General features: G+C 45.5%; 12 protein-coding genes and 1 pseudogene. 9 read left to right on the forward strand and 4 right to left on the reverse strand.

Features of this window, described 5'->3' with window-relative positions:
• Window positions 1-171 precede the first annotated feature (171 nt).
• On the forward strand, window positions 172-1,269 hold the full coding sequence (mutY, locus tag AC3WTF_RS15330) for an A/G-specific adenine glycosylase (protein WP_032870730.1): 1,098 nt from the start codon (window positions 172-174) through the stop codon (window positions 1,267-1,269).
• Window positions 1,270-1,275: 6 nt separating this feature from the next.
• On the opposite strand, the gene yfhS is transcribed toward mutY, so the two are convergent.
• Window positions 1,276-1,500 carry a mother cell protein YfhS gene (gene yfhS, locus AC3WTF_RS15335; protein WP_007408563.1) on the reverse strand — a complete coding sequence of 75 codons (225 nt, stop codon included), beginning with the start codon at window positions 1,498-1,500 and terminating at the stop codon, window positions 1,276-1,278.
• 81 nt (window positions 1,501-1,581) lie between these two features.
• Here yfhS and fabL point away from each other — a divergent pair, with 81 nt between their 5' ends.
• From fabL to AC3WTF_RS15360, 5 genes and pseudogenes are all read left to right on the forward strand, one after another.
• Window positions 1,582-2,334 carry an enoyl-[acyl-carrier-protein] reductase FabL gene (fabL, locus tag AC3WTF_RS15340; RefSeq protein WP_003155478.1) on the forward strand — a complete coding sequence of 251 codons (753 nt, stop codon included), beginning with the start codon at window positions 1,582-1,584 and terminating at the stop codon, window positions 2,332-2,334.
• 84 nt (window positions 2,335-2,418) lie between these two features.
• Window positions 2,419-2,571: pseudogene (locus AC3WTF_RS15345) on the forward strand (gamma-type small acid-soluble spore protein); the annotation flags it as partial.
• A gap of 160 nt (window positions 2,572-2,731) precedes the next feature.
• The gene (locus AC3WTF_RS15350; protein WP_003155476.1) at window positions 2,732-2,998 is read left to right on the forward strand and encodes a YgaB family protein; all 267 of its coding nucleotides are present in this window, start codon (window positions 2,732-2,734) and stop codon (window positions 2,996-2,998) included.
• Between the two features lie 135 nt (window positions 2,999-3,133).
• Window positions 3,134-3,664: a nucleoside tri-diphosphate phosphatase gene (gene ntdP / locus AC3WTF_RS15355; RefSeq protein ID WP_003155475.1), complete on the forward strand. Its 531-nt coding sequence runs from the start codon at window positions 3,134-3,136 to the stop codon at window positions 3,662-3,664.
• A gap of 82 nt (window positions 3,665-3,746) precedes the next feature.
• Window positions 3,747-5,489: an ABC transporter ATP-binding protein gene (locus tag AC3WTF_RS15360; protein ID WP_014417243.1), complete on the forward strand. Its 1,743-nt coding sequence runs from the start codon at window positions 3,747-3,749 to the stop codon at window positions 5,487-5,489.
• Window positions 5,490-5,568: 79 nt separating this feature from the next.
• Here the strand turns inward: AC3WTF_RS15360 and AC3WTF_RS15365 are convergent, their stop codons facing one another.
• Window positions 5,569-6,636, reverse strand: a complete 1,068-nt coding sequence (locus AC3WTF_RS15365; RefSeq protein ID WP_007408566.1) for an aromatic acid exporter family protein — start codon at window positions 6,634-6,636, stop codon at window positions 5,569-5,571.
• A 209-nt stretch (window positions 6,637-6,845) separates the two neighbouring features.
• Window positions 6,846-8,135, reverse strand: coding sequence for a glutamate-1-semialdehyde 2,1-aminomutase (locus AC3WTF_RS15370; protein ID WP_007408567.1), 1,290 nt, complete (start codon window positions 8,133-8,135; stop codon window positions 6,846-6,848).
• Between the two features lie 157 nt (window positions 8,136-8,292).
• On the opposite strand from AC3WTF_RS15370, the gene bcp reads away from it, so the two are divergent.
• Both bcp and perR read left to right on the forward strand, forming a co-directional pair.
• The gene (bcp, locus tag AC3WTF_RS15375) at window positions 8,293-8,766 is read left to right on the forward strand and encodes a thioredoxin-dependent thiol peroxidase (RefSeq protein WP_003155466.1); all 474 of its coding nucleotides are present in this window, start codon (window positions 8,293-8,295) and stop codon (window positions 8,764-8,766) included.
• A gap of 124 nt (window positions 8,767-8,890) precedes the next feature.
• Window positions 8,891-9,328, forward strand: a complete 438-nt coding sequence (gene perR / locus AC3WTF_RS15380; RefSeq protein WP_003155465.1) for a peroxide-responsive transcriptional repressor PerR — start codon at window positions 8,891-8,893, stop codon at window positions 9,326-9,328.
• A 34-nt stretch (window positions 9,329-9,362) separates the two neighbouring features.
• Here perR and AC3WTF_RS15385 read toward each other — a convergent pair whose 3' ends face one another.
• Window positions 9,363-9,716 (reverse strand): YgzB family protein, encoded by a 354-nt coding sequence (locus AC3WTF_RS15385; RefSeq protein ID WP_007408568.1) that lies wholly within the window; start codon window positions 9,714-9,716, stop codon window positions 9,363-9,365.
• A gap of 202 nt (window positions 9,717-9,918) precedes the next feature.
• Between AC3WTF_RS15385 and AC3WTF_RS15390 the strand changes: the two genes are divergently transcribed.
• Window positions 9,919-10,803, forward strand: a complete 885-nt coding sequence (locus tag AC3WTF_RS15390) for a nucleotidyltransferase-like protein (protein ID WP_032867647.1) — start codon at window positions 9,919-9,921, stop codon at window positions 10,801-10,803.
• The last annotated feature ends 212 nt before the right edge of the window (window positions 10,804-11,015 follow it).

Here is an 11,015-nt window from a genome sequence, read left to right on the forward strand (position 1 = left end):
AGATATTCCCCATTTTCTGTTTGCCCAATCATGGCGTTTATCCGCCGTTCTCATATGTTTCCGCTTTTTCTTTATCACTATTTAATGTAACATATTATCGTAACGTGCCCTAAGTTTACACCAAAATACGGTGTCAAGAAAAGCGGAACCCGAAACATCTGAGGAGAAGATATGAACGCACTTGAAGAAAAAATGAAACAAAAAGATATAGACAAATTTCGCGAGGACTTAATTACATGGTTCGAAAGAGAACAGAGAATTCTGCCGTGGAGAGAAAATCAGGACCCGTATCGGGTGTGGGTGTCAGAGGTGATGCTGCAGCAGACGCGCGTAGAAACCGTTATCCCTTATTTCCGGCGGTTTGTTGAGCAATTTCCGACCGTTTCGGCGCTCGCTGAAGCCGATGAGGAAAAAGTGCTCAAAGCCTGGGAAGGGCTAGGTTATTACTCCCGTGTAAGAAATCTGCAAAGTGCCGTAAAAGAAGTGCATGAGCGGTACGGGGGAGTCGTCCCTGCCGAGGAAAAGGAATTTGGCGGACTGAAAGGCGTCGGCCCTTATACAAAAGGCGCCGTGCTCAGCATCGCATACAACAAACCGATCCCCGCCGTAGACGGCAATGTGATGCGTGTCATGTCGAGAATTCTTTCCATATGGGACGATATCGCAAAACCTAAAACCAGAACCATTTTCGAACAGGCGGTATCCGCTTTCATTTCTCATGAAAAACCATCTGAATTCAATCAGGGTTTAATGGAGCTCGGCGCGATCATCTGCACCCCGAAATCGCCGTCCTGCCTGCTTTGCCCCGTACAAAAGCACTGCTCGGCATTTGCGGAAGGGACAGAGCGGGAGCTGCCCGTTAAAAGCAAAAAGAAAAAGCCCGGAATAAAAACAATGGCAGCCGTTGTGCTGACAGACGATCAAGACGATGTCTATATTCATAAACGGCCGCCAAAAGGCTTGCTCGCCAACTTGTGGGAGTTTCCGAATACCGAAACCCAGAAAGGAATCAAAACCGAAAGAGAGCAGCTTGAAGCCTATTTAGAAAAAGAGATGGGAACAACCGCTGAAATCGGGGAGCTGGAAGGTATCGTAGAACATGTTTTCACCCATCTCGTCTGGAATATTTCGGTCTTTTTCGGTAAAGTAAAACAAGTGTCGGATACAACGGAATTCATACGGGTCACAAAAGAGGAGCTCGAGGAATACGCATTTCCCGTTTCCCATCAAAAGATATGGAAAATGGCGGAAGAAAGCGGCCGCCTGTAAAAAGCGTCAGTCATAGCTGACGCGAGTGCCGTGGCCGTAATCCGCTTCATTCCGTTTCAGTCCGCCGCGGGCTTCGATTTCCTGAATCAGTTCCCGGTATTTGGACTGGCCTTCTTCGTTTAAATACGGCATAATTTGCTGGAAGGCATGATGGAAATAGGCGAGCTCTGAATCTCTCCAATCTTTTTTGGGCATCATGGCCAATTCGCCCATATCACGTCCGACATACATATAAAAGACCCCTTTCAACACATATTGCTTTTATTGTTTGTTGAATGAAAAGAACTATACACAGCAAGGAGCTGAGGAAAAATGGAACAAAATAAATGCGCACTGATCACGGGAAGCAGCCGAGGCGTCGGGAAAGCAGCCGCCATCAGACTCGCGGAAAAAGGATACAACATCGTCATCAATTACGCCCGCAGTAAAAAAGCGGCATTAGAAACCGCCGAAGAAATTGAAAAACTCGGCGTTAAAACGCTCGTCATTAAAGCCAATGTCGGCCAGCCGGCAAAAATCAAAGACATGTTCCGCCAGATTGACGAAACATTCGGCAGACTGGACGTGTTCGTCAATAATGCGGCTTCAGGCGTGCTGAGACCGGTCATGGAACTCGAAGAAACACACTGGGACTGGACGATGAATATCAATGCGAAAGCATTGCTTTTCTGCGCCCAGGAAGCGGCAAAGATGATGGAGAAAAACGGAGGCGGCCACATCGTCAGCATCAGCTCGCTCGGCAGCATCCGCTATCTTGAAAACTATACGACGGTCGGTGTCTCAAAAGCCGCTTTAGAATCGTTAACCCGTTATCTGGCGGTTGAGCTTTCTCCGAAAAATATCATCGTAAACGCGGTGTCAGGCGGAGCGATTGATACGGACGCGCTGAAGCATTTCCCTAACAGAGATGAACTGCTGGAAGATGCCCGCCAAAATACGCCGGCCGGCAGAATGGTCGAAATTAAAGATATGATCGATACGGTGGAGTTTTTAGTTTCTTCAAAAGCGGACATGATCCGCGGCCAGACCATCATTATTGACGGCGGACGCTCTCTGCTCGTATAAGTTTTAAAAAAAGATGAATAGCCTTATCATCTCCTGCGCATTCTAAAGTGCGTGGAGGTGATAACAATGGCAAACTCAAAATACAGCAAAACAGACGTTCAGCAGGTGAAAAGACAAAACCAGCAATCAGCTTCCGGTCAGGGTCAATACGGCACTGAATTCGGCAGTGAAACTGATGCGCAGCAGGTTAGAAAGCAAAACCAATCTGCTGAACAAAACAAACAGCAAAACAGCTAATCACTGAAACGAAAAAGCACTTCATCTTCGGATGGAAGTGCTTTTTTCTGTTGCCGAAACGACAAAACTTGTGATTCCTCTACAGAATGAGTCAAAGGGTTTTCCGGCGGAAAATCGAAATGGTAAGGAGTATCAACCTAAAAGCCTAAGGAGGAACCCGATGTCAGAGTTTGAAAAGCTTGTAAGTGAACAGATGAAAATCATGGATCAGCTTCTCGAGCTGCAGTCAGAACTTGACCGCTGCCGGCAGGTGGAAGCGGAACTCATCAGTCTGGAAAGAGATGCAAAGCTGGACAATGTACAGGACGAAATTGCGACAAAGCGAAAAGACCTGGCCGGCATACAGGAGTTATTCCAAAGGCAGACAGAGCAAGTCATCCAGTCTTATCGCAGCACGGAAAAGCCGTCTTCCTATGTGCAGAAATGAATGTGCCATTCCGGAAGCGGAGTGGTTCTTTTATTTTCATTTTTTAATTCGTAACGTTATAATAGTGAAAAGACTTGTCGGAAAGCAATTGCGGCTGCATTGACTGCAGGGCTTTACAGAAAGTAGGGGAGAAATATGGGATATCCCAAGGAAGGAGAAACCATTCAAATTCACAGCTATAAGCATAACGGGCTGCTTCATCGAATTTGGAATGAAACGACGATTTTAAAAAGTACGGAATTGTGTATCATCGGAGCCAACGACCGGACAATGGTGACGGAATCCGACGGACGGACGTGGGTGACGAGAGAACCGGCGATCTGCTACTTTCATGCCCGTCAGTGGTTTAACGTCATCGGAATGCTGAGAGATGACGGGGTACACTATTATTGCAACATCAGCTCGCCGTTCGCTTATGACGGAGAGGCCATCAAATATATTGATTACGATTTGGATGTCAAGGTGTTTCCGGATATGACGTATAACATTCTTGACGAGGATGAATACGATGACCACCGCAAATCAATGAATTACCCTAAAGAGATCGACAGCATTCTGAAGGAGTATCTGAATACGCTGCTGCACTGGATTCATCAGCGGAAAGGACCGTTTGCTCCGGAATTTGTTGATATGTGGTATGAACGGTATCTGCGCTATACAAAATAAAGAATACAATAAAAAACCTGTTGGGGTGTCAACAGGTTTTTCACATGGGCTCACACGCCTTAAAGAGAGAGGGGGATAAAGTGTGGGCGTAATCAGACGCTATATGCAATTTGTAAAGCCCTATAAAAAACAAATTTTTATCACAGTGTTAATCGGCATCATAAAATTCTCCATCCCGCTGGCTCTCCCGCTGCTGTTAAAATACGTGGTCGATGACATTATTCAAGGGAGCGGAACGGCAAGCGCTAAAACATCATCGCTATTCACGATAATGGGCATCATGTTCGTGCTGTTTTTAATTCTGCGTCCCCCGGTAGAGTACTATCGGCAATACTTCGCGCAATGGACGGGCAGCCGGGTGCTCTATGATATCAGGGGGGTATTGTTTGATCATATTCAAAAATTGAGCCTGAGGTTTTATGCCAACACGAGAACGGGCGAAGTCATTTCCCGGGTGATAAATGATGTCGAACAGACAAAAGACTTTGTCATAACGGGACTGATGAATATCTGGCTTGATATGATGACGGTGCTGATCGTCATCTGCATTATGTTTACACTCGATGTTAAGTTGACATTGATATCTGTCATTTTGTTTCCGTTATACGGAATTTCAGTGAAATACTTTTACGGCCGCCTCCGAAAACTGACACGTGAGCGTTCTCAGGCACTCGCCCAAGTTCAGGGACATTTGCACGAACGAGTTCAGGGGATGCCCGTCATCAGAAGTTTTGCCATTGAAGATTATGAACAAGCCAATTTTGATGAAAAAAACGGACATTTTCTGGACAGAGCGATCCGTCATACGAATTGGAACGCAAAAACGTTTGCAGTCGTGAATACCATTACGGATTTGGCGCCGCTGCTCGTTATCGCATTTGCGGGTTATTTTGTCATAAACGGTCCGCTGACGGTAGGGACGATGGTTGCGTTCGTCGGCTATATTGACAGAATGTACAATCCGGTCAGAAGATTGATCAACTCATCGACGACGCTGACCCAGTCGATCGCTTCAATGGACCGCATATTTGAATTTATCGACGAGCCGTATGAACTGACTGATAAACCGAATGCAGTAAAAGCTGACGGCATTAAGGGCGAAGTTGAATTCCGAAATGTCTCGTTCCGTTATGAGGAAGGAAAAGAAACGATTTTGCAGGACGTTTCCTTAAAGGTGACAAAAGGGGAAACCGTCGCGCTCGTCGGGATGAGCGGCGGCGGTAAATCGACGCTTGTCAGCCTCATACCGCGTTTTTATGATGTATCCGGCGGCAGCCTGCTGATTGACGGCACAGATATTCGCGATTATGAAGCGAGAAGCCTCCGCAATCAAGTCGGAATGGTGCTTCAGGATACGTTTCTGTTCAGTGAGACGATTCGTGAAAATATCGCCATCGGTAAACCGGGAGCGTCTCTGGATGAGGTGGTTGCGGCTGCGAAAGCGGCAAATGCCCATGAATTTATTATGAATTTCCCCGAAGGCTATGAAACCAAAGTCGGCGAACGGGGCGTCAAATTGTCAGGCGGGCAGAAACAGCGGATTTCCATCGCGCGTGTATTCTTAAAAAATCCGCCGCTGTTAATCTTGGATGAAGCGACATCGGCTCTTGATCTGGAAAGTGAACACTACATTCAGGAAGCGATGGAAAAGCTTGCGAAAAACCGGACGACATTTATCGTCGCCCACAGGCTGTCCACGATTACGCACGCGGATAAAATTGTCGTCATGGAAAACGGCGCCGTCGTCGAAACCGGCACGCACGAGGAATTAATGGCCCAAGGCGGTCAGTACAGACACTTATTTACGATTCAGAATTTGAACTGATACAAAAACGTATGCCGTCCGAATGGGCGGCATACGTTTTTTTAAAATGCAAAAAAACCCGGTTATCTAGAGCACCGGGTTACTCATCATCGTCTGTTTCTAATTCGCTGTCTTTCGGGTGGTATGTCTGAAAACTCGTAATTAATGTATCGAGATGCTCCAGCTGCTCGCGGTATTCCGCAACCGCAGCCATAATGCTGAGCATATTGTAATCAAGCAGTTCATCCTCGCAGTTCTGCTGATTTTTCAAGAAAGACTTCGTCAAAAGCTGTTTATATCTTATGCTTTCTTCAGCATCGTCATCATGCGGTTTGATCTTGCCGACCGTCCGCATCAGAATCCTTTCATGCCAATGAAGCAGATAATCAATTTCTTCTGTCAGCGTCTCCTGAAATTCCTCCGGCATATGATAAATCTCGTTTTCATAGCGGTGCAGCTTTTTCAGCGTATCAAGCGCCCGATTCGCCGTAATAATCGCCTGTCTGAACAATACAAGCTTGCGCGACTTTACATACGTCGTTTTCTTAAAGTAGCTTCTCTCCTCTTTATAAAGAAGGTACGTATGATCAAGCTTCATCATCTTTTCCTTCAGCTTCTCAATATCCTCTTTCAATATCGAGTGTTCCGTGGACTGACGCATCGTCAGCCTGATCCATTTCATGATCTCATCGGTATATTCAACCGTATGATGAGTCAGCTTCGTTTCGTATTTCGGCGGAAGAAACACAAGGTTCACAATAAAAGAAGACAGCACGCCTAAAATAACGGTGCTTGTTCGTATCAGAGCGAACGTCAGGAAGCTGTTTCCCGGTGTTTCTAAAATTGCGATAACCGTCACGAGCGCAATCGAAATGGTGTGTTCAATTTTCAGTTTTAACATGATCGTGATGACAATCACTGCGGTCAATCCGATCATAATCGGACTCGGTCCGAAAATCAGTCCGAATGCCGTAGCGATGACAGCGCCGATGATATTTGCCTGAACCTGATCAATAATGATAAGAAAAGACCTGTAAATAGAGGGCTGTATGGCAAATATAGCTGCAATCCCGGCAAAGATCGGCGACGGAAGTCCGATCCATGATGCTAAGTAGAGCGCGAGCGTAATCGCAATCCCTGTTTTAAAAATGCGGGCACCAAGTTTCATTGGTTTGTGCGTGCATTCCTTTCTCTAATAAATTATGTGCCGAACGAACGGCTGACACTTACATTTCCCTGTCGGCTGATTTGCTAAACAATAAAGTAATATACAGGGATCATACCAATTATTCAAGGTCTTTTTTTGAAAAAACCATTATCTCACAAATCGGACAAAAAGAAAAAGCGGAAGCCCTGGGCTCCCGCTTGTTTCAGCAGTTATTTTTTCATATGTCTGAACGCATCTTCAACGGCTTGTAAAGTGGCGTCGATATCCTCTTCAGTATGTGCGGTTGTGATAAACCAAGCTTCATACTTCGATGGAGCGAGATTGATGCCGCGCTCAAGCATCAGCTTGAAGAACTTGGCGAATGCTTCTCCGTCCGTATTTTCCGCCTGCTCGTAATTGACGATCTTTTCATCAGTGAAGTAAACCGTGAGCGCGCCTTTTAAACGGTTGACGGTGATGGTAATGCCGTGTGTCTCCGCATGGGCGAGAATGCCTTGCTCAAGTCTGGCGCCGAGCTCATCAAGCCGCTCATAAACGCCTTCTTCCTTCAGCACTTCCAGGCAGGCGATGCCTGATAGGATAGATGCCGGGTTTCCGGCCATCGTGCCGGCTTGATATGCTGGGCCGAGCGGAGCAACCTGCTCCATGATCTCTTTTTTGCCTCCGTAAGCGCCGATCGGCAAGCCGCCCCCGATAATTTTACCGAGCGCCGTTAAATCAGGCTTCACTTGAAGAAGATCCTGCGCGCCTCCGTACATAAAACGGAACGCCGTGATCACTTCATCATAAATGACGAGCGCGCCCGCTTTATGGGTCAATTCATTTACCTGTTCTAAAAATCCTTCTTCAGGTTCAACGATGCCGAAGTTGCCGACGATCGGCTCGACGAGAACCGCTGCAATTTCCGAACCCCATTTATCCAGCGCGGCTTTGTAGCTTTCAATATCATTGAAAGGAACGGTAATCACCTCATTGGCGATGCTTTTCGGCACGCCGGCGGAATCAGGAGTGCCGAGCGTAGACGGACCGGAACCCGCAGCGACAAGTACAAGATCAGAATGGCCGTGATAGCAGCCGGCGAATTTAATGATTTTTGTCCGGCCTGTATAAGCGCGTGCAACCCGGATCGTTGTCATTACCGCTTCAGTGCCTGAGTTTACGAATCGTACTTTATCAAGTGAAGGAATGGCCTCCTTCAGCATTTTGGCGAAAGTGACCTCATGTTTGGTCGGCGTCCCGTACAGCACGCCGTTTTCAGCCGCTGTTTTAATCGCTTCAGTAATATGCGGATGGGCATGTCCGGTAATAATCGGGCCGTAAGCCGCTAAATAATCGATATACTGATTCCCGTCTACATCCCAGAAATAAGCGCCGTTCGCTTTTTCCATCGCAACGGGTGAACCGCCGCCTACCGCTTTATAGGATCTGGACGGGCTGTTCACGCCTCCGACGATATGCTCTAACGCTTCCTTATGAAGTTCAACTGATTTTGTATACAAAAAATGACCCTCCTAATATCTCCTTACATCATGTTCTATTGTAGCATGCTTCATTGCGAGCACAACGGTTCATGCTTCCAGAAAAGAGCGGAAGGATAACGGTTGTAATCTTAACGTGAATTGGATACGCTTAATAAAAAACCCGGAGGTATAAGAAATGACGATTGAAATCGGACAAACAGCACCGGATATGAAATTAGTGAATGACAGCGGGGAAGAAGTAGCATTGACGGATTTTAAAGGGAAGTACGTCGTTCTCTATTTTTATCCGAAAGACATGACACCCGGATGCACGACGGAAGCATGTGATTTCCGTGATCAGCACGAAAGTTTCGCGGGACTTGATGCGGTTATTATCGGAGTAAGCCCTGACAGCCGTGATAAACATGAAAAATTTAAGCAAAAACACGATCTTCCTTTCCAGCTCCTCGTTGATGATGAGCACAAATTGGCGGAAGCTTTTGATGTGTGGAAGCTGAAAAAGAATTTTGGGAAAGAATATATGGGTATCGAGCGATCCACTTTTTTGTTAGATAAAGAAGGCCGTCTTGTGAAGGAGTGGAGAAAGGTAAAAGTGAAAGATCACGTTGCCGAGGCGCTTCGAGAATTGGAACAAATTGCGTCTAATTAATGGACAAATGCTGAACTCACGGGGTTTTCTTCAGATTACATTTGACAGGAGACCGGAAAAAGATGTACACTAATTATAAACATTATAAAGTAAGAATCTTTTTTAGAAGAGAGGTGCATGACGGATGGCTGCACATGAATTAAAAGAAGCCTTAGACACGTTGAAGGATACGGGAGTCCGGATTACTCCTCAACGTCATGCCATTCTGGAATATCTCGTGGATTCTATGGCACATCCGACAGCGGACGATATATATAAAGCCTTGGAAGGGAAATTCCCTAATATGAGTGTTGCGACAGTGTATAACAATTTGCGTGTATTCCGGGAAGCGGGGCTTGTAAAGGAACTGACGTACGGAGATGCGTCCAGCAGATTTGACTTTGTCACCTCTGACCATTATCACGCCATTTGTGAAAGCTGCGGAAAAATCGTAGACTTCCATTATCCCGGGCTTGACGAAGTGGAACAGCTTGCGGCTCACGTCACGGGGTTTAAGGTAAGCCACCACCGTTTGGAGATTTACGGCGTCTGCCAAGAATGTTCCAAAAAAGAAAACCACTAAACGAAGCTGACCGCTTTGATACGGTCAGCTTCGTTTATTTTACACTGTTTTTTCTGTTATAAGACTCATCGAACGCTTTGCCTTCCAATCCTTTATCCAATGTAAGCGGCTCTCTGCAATGCATGCACATATCCACTCTGCCCAGAATCTTCGTTTCTTTCTCGCAAGCGGGGCACATCACCCGGACCGCTTTTGTGGACAGCATACCGATCCAAAAATAAACGGCGGTGCTGAGCCCGATCGACAGCAGGCCGAGAATCATAAACAAGCTGGCAAGCAAAACAGACTGCTTAAAGAACAGCCCGATGTACATAATGATAAACCCAACGAAAACCAAACTTAACGCAAACGTTCTGATCTTATTAATTTTGCTTGAGTATTTCGCCATGTCCATCCCCCTCTCGTTTAACTATAGCACAAAACAGATGGCATATTCTTCATGTTTTCGTAAGAAAAGGGAAGAATAAATATGGCACCTGAAAGGAAATTTGTTATAATAGTGCAATGTGTTTAGAAAAAAGGACTTTCATGTTTTATCATAGAAATGTAGAAACAATAGCTAGTGAAACAATCGCATTGGAGGAATCGTAATGGACAATCTTCTCCGTCCAATTTACCAAGAAAGAGCAAGTCATCCCGATACGCTGGCCGTCCTTATGATTGAGAGAAGGAGTAAAGCATCATCCATCACGGATAACTTTGATGCGGTCATGCTTGTCATTGTCAAACAGACTGATGAACCTCTTTTTATAAAGCATTATGAATTCGAACAAAAAACCGCTTCTTTACATATTGTAACGGATGCTCTGCTTCAGGAATGGATTCTGCTTGGGACCAATAGAAGAGTCATAGATTGGATCATCAACGGCAAAGTGCTGTTTGACCGCAATGAATATATATCTGAACTCAATGACCGGCTCAGCACTTTTCCTTTCGCCGAGCGGAAATTAAAGATCGGAATGGAATACGGCAAGCTGATCAGAAGATTTGTAGAAGGAAAAGCGTTTTTTGAAGCTGATCATTTTCTGGATGCTTATTATGCGGTAGTGCATGCTCTTCACCACTTGGCCCGCATAGAAGTGATTGACCGGGGGTTTTATCCCGAAACGACAGTCTGGAACCAGGTCCGTCACATTGAGCCGCAGGTATATAAGCTATATTCCGAACTTGTCGAGAGTCACGAAAGTTTGGAGAAAAGACTCGAATTATTATTCTTAGCAAATGATTTTCTCATCCATTCAAAAGCTGAAATCGGTTCTGCGCACCTTTTTCAAGTGATGAAAGAAAAAGAAATGTGGCAGTTTGGAGAATTGCTTCAGCACCCTGAACTGGTGCACTTCACCCAAGATCTTGGTGTCATGCTTGATTACCTGACGGAAAAAGGCTTTGTTGAAGTATCTCAAATAGAGACCAAAGGGCAGGAAGTATATCATCGAGGATATTCTTTCAAAAAAAGTGTTGACGCTGAATCATAGGCATGGTATATTATTAAACGTCGCTGATGCGCTTCAACAAAAAGCTCACAGCGGCGGAGAAATAAAAACAAAAAAACATTTGACAGCAACTCGCTGAAATGTTATACTGAAAAAGTCGCCTCGAGATGAGGTTGAAATGATCTTTGAAAACTAAACAAGACAAAACGTACCTGTTAATTCAAAGTTTTAAATAAATCGCACAGCGATGTGCG

The organism is Bacillus sp. EB106-06-01-XG163 (assembly GCF_058791615.1).

What these genes read in the sequence shown, in the direction of transcription:
- mutY (WP_032870730.1), top strand. Translation starts at nt 172, where the DNA reads ATGAACGCACTTGAAGAAAAAATGAAACAAAAAGATATAGACAAATTT.
- yfhS (WP_007408563.1), bottom strand. Translation starts at nt 1,500, where the DNA reads ATGTATGTCGGACGTGATATGGGCGAATTGGCCATGATGCCCAAAAAA.
- fabL (WP_003155478.1), top strand. Translation starts at nt 1,582, where the DNA reads ATGGAACAAAATAAATGCGCACTGATCACGGGAAGCAGCCGAGGCGTC.
- AC3WTF_RS15350 (WP_003155476.1), top strand. Translation starts at nt 2,732, where the DNA reads ATGTCAGAGTTTGAAAAGCTTGTAAGTGAACAGATGAAAATCATGGAT.
- ntdP (WP_003155475.1), top strand. Translation starts at nt 3,134, where the DNA reads ATGGGATATCCCAAGGAAGGAGAAACCATTCAAATTCACAGCTATAAG.
- AC3WTF_RS15365 (WP_007408566.1), bottom strand. Translation starts at nt 6,636, where the DNA reads ATGAAACTTGGTGCCCGCATTTTTAAAACAGGGATTGCGATTACGCTC.
- bcp (WP_003155466.1), top strand. Translation starts at nt 8,293, where the DNA reads ATGACGATTGAAATCGGACAAACAGCACCGGATATGAAATTAGTGAAT.
- perR (WP_003155465.1), top strand. Translation starts at nt 8,891, where the DNA reads ATGGCTGCACATGAATTAAAAGAAGCCTTAGACACGTTGAAGGATACG.
- AC3WTF_RS15385 (WP_007408568.1), bottom strand. Translation starts at nt 9,716, where the DNA reads ATGGCGAAATACTCAAGCAAAATTAATAAGATCAGAACGTTTGCGTTA.
- AC3WTF_RS15390 (WP_032867647.1), top strand. Translation starts at nt 9,919, where the DNA reads ATGGACAATCTTCTCCGTCCAATTTACCAAGAAAGAGCAAGTCATCCC.